Consider the following 16,147-nt stretch of genomic DNA (forward strand, 5'->3'; position numbering starts at 1 on the left):
CGGTCAGGTAACCCGCGCGCGGGCGGAGTCAAGTCGGTCGGGGCGGCTCATAGCCCGTTGGGGTGCATCAAGCCCCACAGCGTGCCCCACATGGCGGTGATCGTGACCGACAGGATCGAGAGCACCGTGAACAGCCGACGGTGCAGCACGATCCGACGCAGCGCGGCCGTCACCGTGTCCGCCGGGGTCGCGTCGCCCCTGCGCGCGGCCTCGACCAGCGGCCACAGCTTGCGCGCAAGACGGACGCGCATCGCGAACAGGACGCATAGCGGCACGATCAGCAGCACCGCCGCCTGCGCCATCTCAAGCCCATAGCCAAAGCCGAGGATGCCGAGCGAGGTGACTGCAAAGAGCGACAGTCCGAGCACCACGGCGCCCTCCCGCGGTCCAAGCTGCCAGCGCGGCAGGCAGAGCGAAAGCCAGTCGAGCAGGATCAGCCCGGCCTCGCCCGTCGGATCGCGGCGGGCGCGCGCGATGACGTCCCCCGGCACGCCCAGGGTCGAGCGGCCCAGCACCGACCAGAGGCCGATCAGGACGACCCAATACCAGATCGTCATGAAACTGGCGCTGTCGAGCAACGACAGGAATCCGTTGAATTGTGGCAAGTCGCCTTCCTTGTCGTCGGTCGCGCGCGACCTTAGAACGGGGCCCAAGCCAAGGAAAGGCCCCGAAATGGCAAGCCCTATCATCGCCCCCTTCCCCGCCGGTCGGTTGCGCCGCCTGCGCCGCACGTCCGCCCTGCGCGACATGGTGTCAGAGGTGAACCTAACCGCCGCGAACCTGATCTGGCCGATCTTCGTGACCGAGATCGCGGGGGGCGAGGGTCCCATTCCCTCGATGCCCGGTGTGGACCGGCTGACGCTGGACGGCGCCCGGCGTGCGGCCGAGCGCGCGATGGAACTGGGCATCCCCGCAATCTGCATCTTTCCGCATTCCGACCCCGATCTGAAGGACGAGAGCTGCGAACGGGCATGGGACCCCGAGAATATCGGCAACCGCGCGATCCGCGCGATCAAGGAGACGGCGCCCGATCTGGCGGTGATGACCGACATCGCGCTCGACCCCTACAACATCAACGGCCATGACGGCTTCGTCGTGGATGGCAAGATCCTGAACGACGAGACGGTCGAAGCGCTGGTCAAGATGGCGCTGGCGCAGGCCGAGGCCGGCGCGGACATCCTTGGCCCCAGCGACATGATGGACGGGCGCATCGGGGCCTTGCGCGGCGCGCTGGAACAGGCGGGCCACAAGGACGTGGCGATCCTGTCCTACGCGGCGAAGTTCGCCAGCGGATTCTACGGACCGTTCCGCGACGCGGTCGGCGCGTCGGGGCGGCTGGTCGGCGATAAGAAGACCTACCAGATCAACCCGGCCAACCGCGGCGAGGCGATCCGCTGCGTCGCCCGCGATCTGGCCGAGGGCGCGGACATGGTGATGGTCAAGCCGGGGATGCCCTATCTCGACATCTGCCGCGCGGTGAAGGACCAGTTCGGCGCACCGACCTTCGCCTATCAGGTCAGCGGTGAATACGCGATGCTCGAGGGCGCGATTCGCAATGGTTGGCTGTCGCGCGACGTGGTGATCGAAAGCCTGCTGTCATTCCGCCGCGCGGGCTGCGACGGGGTGTTGAGCTATTTCGCGCCCCAAGTCGCCGAGGCGCTTGCCGGCTGAGTGCCGCCGACCCGCGCCCGGATCATGCGCACAGTGGATGACATGCCCCTGACTTTCCCCTAGAATCAGCACCGAACCGGGCCGACAGTCGCCCGGACTGACGAGAGGCGAGGGACATGAGCAGAACAGGCGGGATGACCCGGCGCGGCATGATGCTGGCCGGCGGCGGTGCGGCGGCGGCCTTTGCGCTGTCGGGATGCACCAATGCGATCGGATCGAATGCCAGCGCGCAGCTGGATGCGCGGGTCGATGCGACCCATCAGTATCTGATCCAGTCCTATCCGTCCTCGGCGGCGCTTTTGCAGAACGCGCGCGGCGTGCTCTACATGCCGCTGATGACCGAAGCGGGTCTGGGTGTCGGTGGCGCCTATGGTCAGGGCGCGCTGCGCATCGGCGGGGCGACGGTCGATTACTATTCGGCCACGCAGGCCAGCGTCGGCTTTCAGGCCGGTGCGCAGCAATACGCGCATGTCCTGGTGTTCCAGTCCGAGGCTGCCCTGGCCGCGTTCCGTGCTGCACCGGGCTGGGTCGCAGGTGCGGATGCCTATTATGCGGTTCCGACCATGGGCGGCGCCGCGATCGGTGCGGACACGATCACCGCGCAGCATCCGGTTGTCGCGATGATCTTCGGTCAGACCGGCCTGATGGCAGGTGCCACCATCGAGGGCACGAAATATTCGCGTATCGTGCCGTCCGCGATCACCGCACCATCGTTCGGGGGCGCAGGAACCGGCGTGACGGTCGGGGGCAGTCCCGGTGGCTTCCGGCTGCCGTGGTTCGGCAACGGCGCCTAGAGCGCGACACCGATCACCATCGCCGCATCGATCCCGTCGGGCAGTTGCCTGACGCGCGCGTAGGCCCCCTCGCCCGCCCGCCGCGCAATGCCGTCTGCGGCATTGCCGATCCGTCCCGCATTGGTGTCACGGCGGTAGGCCGGATCAGCGCGTTCGATGGCATCCGCGACATCGTCGGCGAAGAATGCCTGTCCGGTCAGCGCCTCGCGCTGTCCGAGCCAGACCTTGAAGTGGACATGCGTCGTTCGACCGGGATACCAGCCCGGAAAGATCGTGCGGAACCGGACCGCGCCGGTCCGATCGCTGAACTGGCTACCGCGCAGGAATTGCCCGCCGACCCCCGCAACGCCGGAATAGCGACCCTGCGCGTCACAGTGCCAGACATCGACCCGTGCGCCGCTGATCGGGCGGCAATCCTCAGTCACGACCTGAAGCGCGAGATCCATTGCCGCGCCTTCGCGGTCTTCGCGGATATCCGCGCGGTTCAGCACCGGGTCGAGGTAATAGGGACCTTCAGTCGATGCTGGCGTCAGACGGCACACATTCGCCGCGATCAATCCTGCGCCCCGCGCCTGCGCCAGCGCGATGGCAGGCCAGAAGCCAGAACCCAGCGTGGCAGGCGCGGCAGCAGCGAGCATCCGCAACAGGTCACGTCGGTCGGTCATGGCATCCCCCTTGCTCATCGCGCACCCGGTGTAGCATGCGCCAGGCAAACTACGGCCCAACGATAAGATCACGCCTGCGCGATGTGGCGAAGCCCGTGGGTCACATCGGCACGAACGGCAAGGCGCAGCGCAGGCTCGTCGCCGGCTCGCAGCGCCGACAGGATCATGCGGTGATGGCGCGGCGGTTCCTGCTGGCCCCGCAGGCGCAGATAGACCGCGTGCATCGTCGGGCCAAGTTGCAGCCAGACCGTTTCCAGCATGGCCAGCATCAGCGGCGCCTGCGCGCGCAGGTAAAGCGTGCGGTGGAAATCGAGGTTGCAGCGGATATAGCCGGTGGCGTCATGACGCTCGACCGCATCGGCGATCTGGCCGTTCATCACCGACAGCCGGTCGATCAGCGCGTGGTGGGCGCGCGGCAGCGCACGAGCGGCCAGTTCCGGCTCGATCAGTGCGCGCATCGCGGCCAGTTCCTCGATCCGCTCTTCGGAAAGCGCAGTGGTCGAAACACGGCCAGAACCAGACAGCGACAGCGCGCCTTCGGCCACCAGCCGCCGGACTGCATCACGCGCAGGCGTCATCGAGACGTGATATTCAGCCGCCAATCCGCGCAGCGTCATCGCACGGCCGGGCGGGATCTCGCCCAGCATGATGCGCGATCGCAACGTGCGGTAAAGCCGCTCATGGGCTGCGATCTCGGTTGGGCGGGGTGGCGTCATGGTCGGTTTGTGATCACAGGATGCGCGTCGGTCAATCCCGGAATCGCCACGCCTGCACCGACGGGCCGTGCTGACGCAGCCAGCCCCGCTGACGGGCGTGATCCGGGCAAAGCCGCGCGACGGTCGCCCAGAAGCGGGGCGAATGGTCCATATGGGCCAGATGCGCAACTTCGTGCGCTGCGACGTAGTCCAGCACCGGGTGCGGTGCCATTGCCAGCCGCCAGGAAAACATCAACCGCCCGGCGCTGGTGCAAGAGCCCCAGCGAGACCGCGTGTCGCGCAACGCAATCGCGCTGAAACCACGTCCCAGCGCCTCCGCGTGGCGGTCACAGGCCGGGGCGAGCCGCGCCTGCGCCAGATGCTTCAGAAACGCCGCCACGACGGGTCCGGCAGGCCGTCCGTGGGGAATGAGAAGATTCGGGCCGTCGATCGCCGCGCTTCGGACCGAGGCCGGGGTCAGGATCAGGTCCCGCCCCTCGACCGGCAGGACCGCGCCGGGGGCCACGACCTGCGCAGCCGGAAGGTTCGCGCGGACCCGTTCGACCCAGCCGGCCTTCGTTTCGACGAAAGCCTGCGCTTCGGCCAGCGAAGCCCGGCCCGGAAGCGTCAGCATCACCGCGCCATCGGTGCGCGCCACCCGCAACACCATCCTGCGCGCCCGCGCCGAGCGACGCAGAGAAACCGGAATCCCGTTGCGAAGCGTGATCTGATCGGGCAAGCGGAAAGCCTTTGACTATCGCCCTCCCCTGTGGCACGGGGACGCGATTTTCCTAACCGCGGCTGAAGGAGATTGCCATGCCCAAAGAGGAATGGGGCACCAAGCGCCTGTGCCCGCAATGCGGGACGCGATTCTACGATCTGCAGAATGACCCGATGACCTGCCCGGCCTGCGGGGCGCAGATGACCGTCGAAAGCCTCGTCAGCGGACGCGGCAAGGTTCTGGCGGCCGAGAAGACGACCAATCGGCGTGACGACCAGAACGACAGCGACGACGACAGCGATGATCTGGACGACGACGACAGCGGCGATCTGGACGACGATCTGCTTGAAGAGGATGACGATGACGGCGACGTGTCGCTGGACGACATCGCGGATGTGTCCGACGACGACGAGGACTGATCTGGTCGCCCTGTCGTGACTGATCCGGAAAGCGGGGCCATTCAGGCCCCGTTTTGCGTTTCGCCGCTGCGATTTCTCGTCTGGGACCGTCGTCGCGTCCGCGCCAAGTTTTCCGCTTGCGCCTTGCAGCGACGCCCCCTATACGACCCCGACGCGACGGCCGGTCAGGCCCGATGCGCGACCTCCGGTGGGGCCATAGCTCAGTTGGTAGAGCGCTTGAATGGCATTCAAGAGGTCAGGGGTTCGACTCCCCTTGGCTCCACCAGTTCAACTTTATTCGATCGCTTATTTTTATCTAAGTTTCAGAAACTTAGATGATCGTTAGGCGCGCAGCGTTCGCATAACGCTACAAATTCTGCTACAAGAATTGCTACAGACGAGGCTCGACGCAGTGTGCTCGAGCAAGACTGATGGTTCGCCGACCGACAGTTCTCCGATAGCGTCACGATCTTGGAACAAGCTTACTGCCGAGTGAGACTATGTCTCGCGTTTTTCAAGCCTCACCAATGCCTTGAGGCGCGCTTCAGCTATTTGGCCTTCGACGAGTGTTCGGCCGACCACAAGCGCCGGTGTTCCAACGATTCCGAAAAGTCGAGCAAGTGCGCGTGTTCGATCAAGAACGGCCGTGACGGCCGGTGTGTGCATGGATCGAGCAATATCCGGCCAAGGCAACTCAAGACTGTCGGCTAACGTCTCGAGATAAGGCAGGGTCACGCGAACCCTCGCTTCCTTCAAACGATTGTGGAGAGGCTCAGCGTCGCCCCAAATCCCTGCAGCAAGGACAGCACGGGCAGCCAATACCGAGGCCTCTCCGAAAATGGGCCAATGATGGTGGGTAAGGGATATCTCGGAGGTCGAGACAAGATTGTCGAGATGGTCCGAGACAATCCGGCAGTAGGGGCAATAATAATCAAAAAAATAGGCGACCGGAGTCGCTTTGGCTGACAAATCATTAAAAAGAAAGGTCGCTGGCTCGGATTCGATGCTTTCAAGCAGGCCGGGGGGAAAGGGATCTGCAGGGTCAAGACCCGTCGTGATGTCGAAGTAACCTCCCGTAGCCGGCGTACCGCGGCCGGACGATAGTGCCCGGAAACCTTCAGGCTGGACGAGGTCAACGAATGTAAAGCCGGCCAGTCGATCGCGAAGATGAGGGAGCGCTCTGATCCCGCCGAGCCAGAGCGCAGTAGCTCCGCCAATGATCATAAGCTCTCGCCGCGTCGCCATGAGAGTTCTCCGAAAGATCTAGTGCAAGCCGAGATCAAGGCAACAACCACCAGCGCCGTTCAAGGCTCAAAGCTAAACTCGCGCCGGCGCTGTCTGATATAAACCCGGATCCAAAGCGTTCTTTGATACTTGTGGTTACCTAAGCCACAATCTTGCCCGGCTCGGTGAGCGCCTTCCATGCGTCGTATTGTGACAGGAAGATCTGGCCGTTGAGCTCGTGCAGCAGGTGAGTGGTCTTGAGACGGTCCATCACCGGGCCCTTCACCTCCGAGAGATGCAGCCCGACACCCATATCCCTGAGCCTGTGATTGATTGCCTCCAGACTCTCGAGCGCCGAATAATCGATCTCGTTCACCGCCGAACACATGAGCACCACGTGGCGGAGGGCCCCCTTTTCAGTCACACGATCCTGAATCAGATCCTCGAGAAAGCGGGCGTTCACGAAGTAGAGGCTCTCGTCCACACGTAACGTCAGGACATGGGGATCGGTCTGCACCGCGTGGCGGCTGATATTGCGGAAGTGGTTCGTTCCTGGAACGAGACCAACCTCGGCGACGTGCGGCTTTGACGTCTTGTAGAGATGCAGCGCGACGGAAAGGATGACACCGCAAGCGACGCCGATCTCCACCCCTAGGCCCAGCGTTAGAAGGATTGTTACGGCGACCGCCGCGAAGTCGGTGTGCGAATAGGACCACGTCTTTTTCAGGATGGAAAAGTCGACGAGGCTGAGGACGGCGACGACGATGGTCGCAGCCAGCGTCGCGATTGGCAGATAATAGATAAGCGGTGTCAGGACCAGCGCGGCGATCGCAAGACCGATCGCCGTGAAGGCACCCGCTGCAGGCGTCTCGGCCCCGGCATCGAAGTTTACCACCGACCGGGCGAAGCCGCCTGTGACAGGATAGCCGCCGGTGAAGGCTGCGCCGAGATTTGCGGCGCCGAGGCCGATCAATTCCTGATTCGGGTCGATGCGCTGCCGCTTCTTTGCGGCCAATGTCTGCGCGACGGAAATTGACTCCACGAAGCCGATGATGGAAATCAGGATTGCCGGTATCACGAGTTGGCGAAGCAGGTCTGGCGCGACGCTCGGTAGGGTCAGCGGCGGCAGTGCCTGCGGCACTTCGCCGACGACAGAGACGCCGCGGGCTTGAAGACCGAAGGCCCAGACCGCGAGCGTGGTGACCAAGACCGCCGCCACAGGCCCGGCCTTGGTGACGATGTCAGCCAGAAGAGGCCCCGCGCCGAAACTGCGCAAAAGAGGTTTCAGCCCCTTTCTAACCCAGAAGAGAAATGCCGTCGCCGCGATGCCGATGACAAGCGTGATCGGGTTGGTCTCCCCAAGATGCGACAGCAGCGCCACGATCATCTCGATCAGCGTATGACCGCCCGCTTCGATCCCGAAGATGTGCCCAAGCTGGCTTGTGGCGATCAGGATGCCGGACGCGGTGATGAACCCAGCAATCACGGGATGGCTGAGGAAGTTGGCCAAGAACCCAAGTCTGAAGACGCCAAGCAGCAGCAGGAAGCTGCCTGAAAGTCCTGCGAGCGTCAGTGCGGCGATGGCGTATCCCGCTGTGCCCTGTTCGGCCACCTGCCCCACCGCAGTCGCGGTCAGAAGCGAGACCACCGCGACGGGTCCTACTGCGAGAGCGCGTGAGGTGCCAAAAATGGCATAAAGAAGAATCGGTGCGATAGAAGCGTAGATGCCGGCCTCTGCTGGCAATCCCGCAAGAAGTGCATAGGCCAGCGACTGCGGGATCAGCATGATCGTCACGATTACCGCCGCGACAAGGTCATTCGTCAGTGCAGATCGATCATAATGCCGGCCCCACGTGAGAATCGGCAGATAACGGGCAAGTCTTGGCTTCATCACATGCTCTCGGGAACTGGACGAACGGGGCGCCAATCGTGCGCCCCGCTCGCCGTGGCGCAGCCAGCGGGAGGGATGCCGGCGCGCTGTTCGGTTATTCAGGTACGAATTCTAGCCTATCGGGCTTCGCCATCCACTCACGACCCTTCAGCATCGCCTGCCAGTAGATCGGCGGTAGTAACTTTTCTTTCAGAAACCAGGCAGCGCGGCTTGGCTTCGTGCCGTCGATCAGGAACGAGGGAAAGCTGGGTTTCACCACGCCGCCATAGCCGAACTCTGCCAGCACGATCTTGCCGCGCTCGACCGTCAGTGGGCACGAGCCGTAGCCGTCATATTGTGCAACCGCGGAGCGTCCGGCGATGTCAGCAACGAGGTTCTCGGCCACCGTGGGCGCCTGCTTGCGCGCCGCAGCCGCCGTCTTGGCGTTGGGCGCGTTCATCACGTCGCCAAGTGCCCAGATATTATCAAAGCTCTTATGGCGCAGGGTCGCCTGATCCACGTCGACCCAGCCCGCCTGGTCAGCCAGCGGAGAGACGCGGATGAAGTCAGGCGCGGTCTGCGGCGGGCACACATGCAGCATGTCAAATGCCATTTCGATGCGCCGCGGTTCCTGCTCGGGCTCCTTAACCTCGAAGGTTGCAATTTTCCCCGGTCCGTCCACCGCCACAAGATTGTGGAAGAAATCGAGCGTCGCATCGTACTTCTCAACGTATTCCATCAGCGCGGGCACGTAATCCTTCACGCCGAAAAGCACGCCTCCCGCATTGCAGAAGTGGATGTCGATATCCTTCAGCCGACCGGAGCGGTGCCAGTGATCGGCCGAAAGATACATCGCCTTCTGCGGCGCGCCGGCGCATTTGATCGGCATCGGAGGCTGCGTGAACAGCGCTGTCCCACCGCGCATCTGCTGCACAAGCTGCCAGGTGTAAGGCGCGAGGTCGTAGCGATAATTCGAGGTCACGCCATTTCGGCCCAGCGTCTCAACAAGACCTTCGACCCTGCCCCAGTCGAGTTTGAGTCCGGGACAAACGACGAGCCTGTCGTAGGTCACCACGCGACAGCCATCTAGAATGACGGCGTTGTTCTGCGGCTCGAACGCCGCGACCGCGCCCTTGATCCACTTGACCCCTTTCGGGATCACGCTGCCCATCGTCTTGGCGGTGTCCTGCGGCTCGAAGATGCCGGCGCCGACCATCGTCCAGCCGGGCTGATAATAGTGAATGTCGGCAGGGTCGATGATCGCGATCTCAAGGCCCGGCTCGCGCGCCTTCAGGCTAGCCGCGACCGCGATGCCACCGGCACCCGCCCCGACAATCACCAGCTTGTAATGGACATCAGCGTTGTCGGTCGGGGTCTTGCCGCCGTTGGCGACACGGCGCGCGACGCCGTTCATGTCATAGCCGGCCTCCTTCGCCATCGCGAGGATTTCGGGAAGGGGCCGCGTCTTCGCCTCATTCAGCGACCAGAGTGTCGCCGAGCGCATACCGCTACGGCAATAGGCCAGAACCGGGCGCTGCATCGAGGCTATCGCCTCGCCAAAGGCCGTCACATCCGAGTCCGTCACCATGCCAGACTGAACCGGGACGTAGCGCGCCTCGATCCCCTCGGCCTTGGCAGCGGCTTCGATCTCTTGGAAGCTCGGCTGATCCGCACCTTCCCCGTCGGGGCGATTGCAGATGATCGCGCGGTGACCGGCCGCCCTGATCGCGGCCATATCGGTGACTGCAATCTGCGGGGATACCGTGACTTGCGGTGACATTCTGCTCAGTTCCATGACTGATTCCTCCCTTTGATCGTGCTTAAAGACCGTTCAGCGGCACCTTCAGCATAGGCTTGCCGTCCTTGTCGGTCGGCACCTCGCCTGCGCGCATGTTCACCTGCAAAGAGGGGATGATGAGCCGGGGCATCGCGAGGGTGGCGTCGCGTTCGGTCCGGAACTTGACGAAGTCCGCCTTGGACTTGCCGCCGCCGACATGGATGTTTTGCGCCTTCTCCTCGCCTACCGTGGTTTCCCACTGGATGTTGCGCCCGTTCGGCCCGTAATCGTGGCACATGAACAGTCGCATCTCGTCTGGCAGGGACAGCACCTTCTGGATCGAATCGTAAAGCGTCGCGGCATCGCCACCGGGGAAATCGGCCCGCGCCGAGCCACCGTCGGGCATGAACAGCGTGTCGCCGACAAAGGCCGCATCGCCGATCACATGGACCATGCAGGCCGGGGTGTGGCCCGGCGTGTAGATCGCGAAGGCGCGCATGGCGCCGATCATGTAGGTGTCGCCGTCCTCGAACAGCCGGTCGAACTGGCTGCCATCACGCTGGAATTCGGTGCCCTCGTTGAAGACCTTGCCGAAGGTCTCCTGCACGACCATGATCTTGCTACCGATGCCGATCTTTCCGCCCAGCTTCTGCTGAATGTAGGGCGCGGCCGACAGGTGATCGGCGTGGACGTGGGTCTCGATGATCCACTCCAGCTTTAGCGCCTGGGACTGCACCTGACGGATCAATTCATCGGCATGGTCGTAGGTGATGCGACCCGCCGCGTAGTCGATGTCCATCACGCTGTCGATGATGGCGCAGGCGTCCGAAGACGGATCCTTCACGATGTAGCTGATCGTGTTCGTGGCCTCGTCGAAGAAGGCCTGGACGTCTGGTTTGATCGTCATGTCGACGGGATAGGTCATCGGGTGATCTCCTGAAGGAATGCGGTGGTTCAGGCGGCAGCGCGCGGCTGATGCAGCGGCGCCACGATGCGGCGCAGCCAGAAGCCGAGGATCACGGCGCCGAGGAACAGGGCGACTTCCCAGCGTCCGGTGCCAAGGGCCGGGATCGCCGCGCCTGGGCAGAAGCCCGCGATGCCCCAGCCGATCCCGAACAGCGCCGATCCACCGACCAGCTTCATGTCGATCTGGGTGCCGGTCGGAACCTGGAAGCGCCCTTCGAACAGTGGGGCCTTGCGCTTCCAGACAAGGCGATAACCGACGGAGGCCGCGACCAGCGCGCCGCTCATGACGAAGGCCAGGCTCGGGTCCCAACTGCCCGCGAGGTCGAAGAAGTTCAGAACCTTTGCCGGGTCCATCATGCCCGACAGGGCGATCCCCGTGCCAAAGACGAGGCCGGTCAGAAGGGCGAAGAGAAGCTTCATGGATCAGCCTCCGAAGACGTGTCGGATCAGGAAGACCGTGATCGCGGCGGTGGCCATGAAGGTGGGCACAGCGACCAGCGACCGGACTGACAGGCGCGACAGCCCGCAAACCCCATGTCCCGACGTGCAGCCTGAGCCGAGACTGGCGCCAAGACCCACGATGACGCCGCCCACGGCGATAGACGCCGGGCTCACCGGCACCGTCAGCGCGGGCATCGTGCCGATGACCGCGAAGATCGCGATCGGCGAAAGGACCATGCCGGCGATCAGCGCGAGCCGCCAGCTCAACTCCTCGCGGCTTTCCGGAAAGATCGCGCCCGACAGGATGCCGGTCGCGCCAAAGATCCGGCCAAGGGCAAGCATCAGAAGGACCGCACCAAGACCGATCAGCAGACCGCCGCCGAAGGATGAAAAAGGTGTGAACGCGGTCTCCATGTCAGCACTCGCGGCAGGTCTTGATCCCGAGGATGGCATAAAGCGGGCACATCCTCAGGACCGAGGTCGCCAGCATCACGACGCCGATCGCGGCGGCGCCATACTTGAACAGCGGCCCGGCGAAAAGCGGCGATGCGCTGAAAAGCGCAAGGGAGAGCAGGATAAGCCCAAGCGCCGCGCGCAGGATACGATCGAGAGTTCCAACATTGGTCGTCATGGCGTCCTCCGGACTTGAAACCTGACCATGGCGTATCGCTTCGGCGACGCAGGTTCAGTGATATTGTCACCCAACTGCGTTTTTTCCGGGTGTCGCTAGTCGCTGTCGGCAAGCGCCCGCAACGCCGGTTTGTCTATGATCTCGATCCGTCCGCGCGACTGTGCGATGTAGCCGCGCTTCTGGAAATCGTGCAGCACGCGCGAGATGACTTCGCGCGCCGTTCCTAATTCGCTCGCGATCTGCGCATGGGTCGCGGCGATCTCCCTGTCGCCACCCACCAGGCTCAGAAGACGCTCGGCAAGCCGGACATCGATCCGGCCGAACGCGACATCGTCAACCACGCGCAGAAGGTCGATCAACCGCCGCGAATAAGCCGCGAAGACGAAGTTACGAAAAGCCGCCTCGTCGGCGACCAGGGCGTCGAATGCCGGCCTTGGAAGAACGACGACGCTGATGTCGGTTTCTGCCAGACCTTCGGCATTATAGGCCTCTTCCGCCAGCATGCAGGCCGTCGTCAGAACACAGCTTTCTCCAGCATCAACGCGGTAAAGAACGATGTCCCGGCCGTTCTCTGATGACTGCGAAACGCGAATCGTGCCTTCAAGGAGGAACAGCAAGCTGTCCGGGATGTTGCTCGGGCCGAAAACCTCTTGGCCTTTGCGGTATGTGCGGATCTGCGCGACCTTGAGCAGCCGATCTCTCACGGCGCGCGGCAAGGCTCTGGTCCCCTGAAATTGTTCCGTCCAGTCGCCGATATTCATCCTTCCCTCCCCAGGGAGGAAGCGATACTTTCTTCGATCGGCGTGATGCGCGCCAAAAGATCGCCCTTGTTTGAGGCAATATCGGCCAGCGTCAGGTCATCTAAGACCGCCATGAATGCTTTGGTCGCCTGCTGTAACGCACGCGATAGCTTGCAAATGCCAATCAGCGGACAAGTGTTCTTTTCAGGATTGAAGCACTCGACGACCTCAAGCGACCCCTCGGTCAGCCGGATGACGTGTCCCACGACGATTTCATCGGCAGGACGTGCCAGCTTAAATCCGCCGCCTCTTCCCCGCCTTGTTTCCAACAGCCCTGCCTGTCCCAGTTCGTGCACGATCTTCACGATATGTGGCCGGGCAAGCCCATGCACCCTGACTACGTCATCCACCCGGACAAGCTCGGGAGACCTGAGCGCGGCAAGCTGCAGCGATCGGAGCGCGTAGTTCGAGTATGCCGTGAGCTTCATCGATGCCTCCCGGTTAAAGTTCTAGTCGCGATATATCTTTTTCACAAGCTGAGTGACAATGTCACTGAAGCGCTCACCGCGACGCAGTAGCCGGCGATCAAGCCGCTGAAAGGAAACATCATGCCTTCGCTCTTTGGTGACATCGTTCTGGACTTCACCGCCGACACGGCCCTCTGGCCGATTTCCGCTGAATGCACTTCAGCGTGGGATAGCCACCAAATTGGCCCTGCCTGCAGAGTAGCGACCCAGCGATGAGGTCATCATGCCGCCCCGATCGACGACGACACGCCGAAAAACTTGCTCTCGAGGAGTCTGGCAATGCATTGCCCCTATCGGCGGATAACTCACATCGATGATCCATTGCTGGCGCACCGTTGAACGCAGATCGCACATTTTGTTCTTCCGAGCCAAACCGGACAGACGGCTGTGTCGCCTGTTCCGCAACCTTCCCCGGGAGTTGACCCATGCTGGAATCCTTTGACGCGGTGCTGCTGGCGCGGATCCAGTTTGCCTTCACGGTCAGCTTCCACTTCCTGTTTCCGGCCTTCACCATCGGTTTGGCGAGCTATCTGGCGGTCCTGAACGCGCTGTGGCTCTGGACGAAAGAGCATCGCTACCTCGATCTCTTCCGCTACTGGGTCAAGATCTTCGCGCTGGCCTTTGCCATGGGCGTCGTTTCCGGCATCGTCATGTCCTACCAGTTCGGCACCAACTGGTCGGTCTTTTCCGACAAGGCCGGTCCCGTGATCGGCGCGCCGATGGCCTACGAGGTGCTGTCGGCCTTCTTCCTGGAAGCCGGCTTCCTCGGCGTGATGTTGTTCGGGCGCGACCGCGTCGGCCCGACGCTGCACATGATCGCCTGCGCCGCCGTGGCCGGGGGAACGTGCCTGTCGGCCTTCTGGATTCTCAGCGTGAACAGCTGGATGCACACGCCCGCGGGCTTTTCCATCGACCCCGAGACCGGTCAGTTCCTGCCCGAGGATTTCTGGCAGGTCATCTTCAACCCGTCCTTCCCCTACCGGCTGATGCACACCGTCACCGCGGCCTACCTCACCACCGCCTTCATCGTCGGCGGCGTCGGGGCCTGGCACCTGCTGCGCCAGCGCCATCGCGGCGACGAGATCACGCCCGCGACCCGCACGATGTTTTCCATGGCGATGTGGATGGCGGTCTGCGTGGCGCCGGTCCAGATCTATCTGGGCGATCTTCACGGGCTGAACACGCTGGAACACCAGCCGGCCAAGGTCATGGCGATGGAAGGCCATTACGAAAGCCACGAAGACGGTGCGCCGCTGTATCTGTTCGGCATCCCCAACGATGCCGAACAGCGGCTGGATTATGCCGTCGGCATTCCGAAACTGTCCTCGCTGATCCTCAAGCACGATCTGAACGCGCCGCTTGCCGGGCTCGACACGATCCCGGACGAGGATCAGCCGCCGGTCTTCATCGTCTTCTGGGCGTTCCGGGTGATGGTCGCGATCGGCTTCGCCATGCTGGGCCTGGGCGCCTGGTCGCTGTGGGCGCGCTGGCGCGGCAGGCTTTACGACTGGCCTGCGCTGCATCGCGCGGCCGTCGTGATGGGCCCGTCCGGCCTGATCGCGGTGCTGGCCGGCTGGATCACGACAGAGGTCGGACGCCAGCCCTTCACGGTCTATGGCCACCTGCGCACGATCGACAGCGCGGCACCGCTGGCCGCACCGGCAGTCGCGGCCTCGCTCATCGCGTTCATCGTGATCTATTTCGCGGTCTTCGGGGCCGGCACCTTCTACATCATGCGGCTGATGTCGCGCGCGCCATCCTCGCAGGAGCCGCGGCTGAAGGACGCGACCGGCGGGCCGACCCGCGCGGCGGGGATCACGCCCGCCCCGCAGCACGCCCGCCAGCATCCCGAACACGTTCAGCCCGGAGAGTGACATGCCGATCGTGGACAACATCTCGTTCGACCTGACCTTCATCTGGGCGTTCCTGATCGCCTTCGCGGTGCTGGTCTACGTCATCCTCGACGGTTTCGACCTCGGGCTCGGGATCCTCTTCGCGACGGAACGCGAGCGGGGCGACCGCGACATCATCATGAACACGGTGGCGCCGGTCTGGGACGGCAACGAGACCTGGCTGGTCCTGGGCGGCGGCGGCTTGCTGGCCGCCTTTCCGCTGGCCTATGCGCTGATCCTGCCCGCACTCTACGCGCCGCTGATCGCGATGCTGCTGGCGCTGATCTTCCGCGGTGTCGCGTTCGAGTTCCGCTGGCGCACGACGCGCTGGCGCGGGGTCTGGGACATCGCGTTCATCGGCGGCTCGACGATGGCGTCCTTCGCGCAGGGCGTGGCGCTTGGTGCGCTGCTGCAGGGGATCGAGATCGACCAGACCGGCCGCGCCTATGCCGGCGGCTGGTGGGACTGGCTGACGCCGTTCTCGATCACCGTCGGTCTCGGCGTCGTGGTGGGCTATATGCTGCTTGGCGCGACGTGGCTGGTGATGAAGACCGGGGGAGAGTTGCAGGACCGGATGCGCACGCGCGCCTGGTTCTATGGCATCGCCACGGTCGGGTTCATCATCGTGGTCAGCCTGTGGACGCCGTTCCTGCAGGAAGGATATTACGCGCGCTGGTTCTCGGGCTGGGGCATCCCGCTGGCGGGGCTGGTCGGGCTGTCGGTCATCGCGCTGGCGCTGTTGATGTTCCGCGCGCTGCATGTCCACCGCCACGATTACTGGCCATTCTTCCTGGCGCTGGCGATGTTCGCGCTGTGCTTCGTGGGCCTGGGCGTGTCGATGTTCCCCTATATCGTCCCCGTCGAGGTCACGATCTGGGAGGCCGCGGCCCCCCGCAACGCACAGGTCTTCATGCTGATCGGCGCCTCGATCCTGATCCCGATCATCCTGGCCTACACCGCCTATGCCTATTGGGTGTTCCGCGGCAAGATCGACGCCGACACCGGCTATCACTGATGGCGAAGCGGCCCAAGACCTGGCTCCGCCGGCTGGGCTGGTTCGGCCTGCTGTGGCTGGCCGGTGTCGCGGCGGTCGGCACCGTCGCCCTGATCCTGCGCATGTGGATCGCCTGAACGC

At 63.7% G+C, this 16,147-nt stretch carries 18 protein-coding genes, 1 tRNA gene and 1 pseudogene; 7 read left to right on the forward strand and 13 right to left on the reverse strand.

The features are described from left to right. Positions 1 to 47 precede the first annotated feature (47 nt). On the reverse strand, positions 48 to 605 hold the full coding sequence (locus tag MLD63_RS15205) for a hypothetical protein (RefSeq protein ID WP_255330761.1): 558 nt from the start codon (positions 603 to 605) through the stop codon (positions 48 to 50). Between the two features lie 67 nt (positions 606 to 672). Here MLD63_RS15205 and hemB point away from each other — a divergent pair, with 67 nt between their 5' ends. Continuing rightward, entirely contained in the window at positions 673 to 1,671 is a 999-nt protein-coding gene (gene hemB / locus MLD63_RS15210; RefSeq protein WP_255330762.1) for a porphobilinogen synthase, read from the forward strand. 134 nt (positions 1,672 to 1,805) lie between these two features. After that, a pseudogene (locus tag MLD63_RS15215) lies at positions 1,806 to 2,363 on the forward strand (lipid-binding SYLF domain-containing protein); the annotation flags it as partial. 98 nt (positions 2,364 to 2,461) lie between these two features. Here the strand turns inward: MLD63_RS15215 and MLD63_RS15220 are convergent. From MLD63_RS15220 to MLD63_RS15230, 3 genes are all read right to left on the reverse strand, one after another. After that, positions 2,462 to 3,130: an intradiol ring-cleavage dioxygenase gene (locus MLD63_RS15220; protein ID WP_255330763.1), complete on the reverse strand. Its 669-nt coding sequence runs from the start codon at positions 3,128 to 3,130 to the stop codon at positions 2,462 to 2,464. 68 nt (positions 3,131 to 3,198) lie between these two features. Next, complete coding sequence (locus MLD63_RS15225; protein WP_255330764.1) at positions 3,199 to 3,846, reverse strand: GntR family transcriptional regulator; 648 nt, start codon at positions 3,844 to 3,846, stop codon at positions 3,199 to 3,201. A gap of 31 nt (positions 3,847 to 3,877) precedes the next feature. Continuing rightward, positions 3,878 to 4,564 carry a M48 family metallopeptidase gene (locus tag MLD63_RS15230; protein WP_255330765.1) on the reverse strand — a complete coding sequence of 229 codons (687 nt, stop codon included), beginning with the start codon at positions 4,562 to 4,564 and terminating at the stop codon, positions 3,878 to 3,880. A 77-nt stretch (positions 4,565 to 4,641) separates the two neighbouring features. On the opposite strand from MLD63_RS15230, the gene MLD63_RS15235 reads away from it, so the two are divergent. Further along, the gene (locus MLD63_RS15235) at positions 4,642 to 4,965 is read left to right on the forward strand and encodes an FYDLN acid domain-containing protein (RefSeq protein WP_255330766.1); all 324 of its coding nucleotides are present in this window, start codon (positions 4,642 to 4,644) and stop codon (positions 4,963 to 4,965) included. Positions 4,966 to 5,154: 189 nt separating this feature from the next. Continuing rightward, positions 5,155 to 5,230, forward strand: a tRNA-Ala gene (locus MLD63_RS15240). Positions 5,231 to 5,442: 212 nt separating this feature from the next. Here the strand turns inward: MLD63_RS15240 and MLD63_RS15245 are convergent. The 9 genes from MLD63_RS15245 to MLD63_RS15285 all read right to left on the reverse strand — a co-directional run bounded on the left by MLD63_RS15245 (position 5,443) and on the right by MLD63_RS15285 (position 13,081). Further along, complete coding sequence (locus MLD63_RS15245) at positions 5,443 to 6,189, reverse strand: DsbA family protein (RefSeq protein ID WP_255330767.1); 747 nt, start codon at positions 6,187 to 6,189, stop codon at positions 5,443 to 5,445. Positions 6,190 to 6,328: 139 nt separating this feature from the next. Further along, positions 6,329 to 8,059 (reverse strand): SulP family inorganic anion transporter, encoded by a 1,731-nt coding sequence (locus MLD63_RS15250; protein WP_255330768.1) that lies wholly within the window; start codon positions 8,057 to 8,059, stop codon positions 6,329 to 6,331. 94 nt (positions 8,060 to 8,153) lie between these two features. Next, a complete protein-coding gene (locus MLD63_RS15255) occupies positions 8,154 to 9,833 on the reverse strand; it encodes a bifunctional protein tyrosine phosphatase family protein/NAD(P)/FAD-dependent oxidoreductase (RefSeq protein WP_255330769.1) in 1,680 nt (559 codons plus the stop codon). 25 nt (positions 9,834 to 9,858) lie between these two features. Next, a complete protein-coding gene (locus MLD63_RS15260; protein WP_255330770.1) occupies positions 9,859 to 10,740 on the reverse strand; it encodes an MBL fold metallo-hydrolase in 882 nt (293 codons plus the stop codon). A gap of 29 nt (positions 10,741 to 10,769) precedes the next feature. Further along, positions 10,770 to 11,201: a DUF6691 family protein gene (locus MLD63_RS15265; RefSeq protein ID WP_255330771.1), complete on the reverse strand. Its 432-nt coding sequence runs from the start codon at positions 11,199 to 11,201 to the stop codon at positions 10,770 to 10,772. A 3-nt stretch (positions 11,202 to 11,204) separates the two neighbouring features. Beyond that, positions 11,205 to 11,636: a YeeE/YedE family protein gene (locus MLD63_RS15270; RefSeq protein ID WP_255330772.1), complete on the reverse strand. Its 432-nt coding sequence runs from the start codon at positions 11,634 to 11,636 to the stop codon at positions 11,205 to 11,207. Between the two features lies 1 nt (position 11,637). Further along, positions 11,638 to 11,853, reverse strand: a complete 216-nt coding sequence (locus MLD63_RS15275) for a YgaP family membrane protein (RefSeq protein ID WP_255330773.1) — start codon at positions 11,851 to 11,853, stop codon at positions 11,638 to 11,640. Positions 11,854 to 11,948: 95 nt separating this feature from the next. Continuing rightward, a complete protein-coding gene (locus MLD63_RS15280) occupies positions 11,949 to 12,614 on the reverse strand; it encodes a Crp/Fnr family transcriptional regulator (RefSeq protein WP_255330774.1) in 666 nt (221 codons plus the stop codon). Further along, entirely contained in the window at positions 12,611 to 13,081 is a 471-nt protein-coding gene (locus MLD63_RS15285) for an RrF2 family transcriptional regulator (RefSeq protein ID WP_255330775.1), read from the reverse strand. Before MLD63_RS15285 ends, MLD63_RS15280 begins: the two co-directional genes overlap by 4 nt. A gap of 464 nt (positions 13,082 to 13,545) precedes the next feature. On the opposite strand from MLD63_RS15285, the gene MLD63_RS15290 reads away from it, so the two are divergent. Genes MLD63_RS15290 through MLD63_RS15300 form a run of 3 tightly spaced genes read left to right on the forward strand, consistent with a single transcriptional unit; the run spans position 13,546 to position 16,143 of the window. Next, complete coding sequence (locus MLD63_RS15290) at positions 13,546 to 14,994, forward strand: cytochrome ubiquinol oxidase subunit I (protein WP_255330776.1); 1,449 nt, start codon at positions 13,546 to 13,548, stop codon at positions 14,992 to 14,994. Between the two features lies 1 nt (position 14,995). Further along, a complete protein-coding gene (cydB, locus tag MLD63_RS15295; RefSeq protein ID WP_304364002.1) occupies positions 14,996 to 16,027 on the forward strand; it encodes a cytochrome d ubiquinol oxidase subunit II in 1,032 nt (343 codons plus the stop codon). Then, the gene (locus MLD63_RS15300) at positions 16,027 to 16,143 is read left to right on the forward strand and encodes a DUF2474 family protein (protein ID WP_255330777.1); all 117 of its coding nucleotides are present in this window, start codon (positions 16,027 to 16,029) and stop codon (positions 16,141 to 16,143) included. Before cydB ends, MLD63_RS15300 begins: the two co-directional genes overlap by 1 nt. The last annotated feature ends 4 nt before the right edge of the window (positions 16,144 to 16,147 follow it).

Source organism: Paracoccus albicereus (genome assembly GCF_024359525.1).
GTDB lineage: Bacteria > Pseudomonadota > Alphaproteobacteria > Rhodobacterales > Rhodobacteraceae > Paracoccus > Paracoccus albicereus.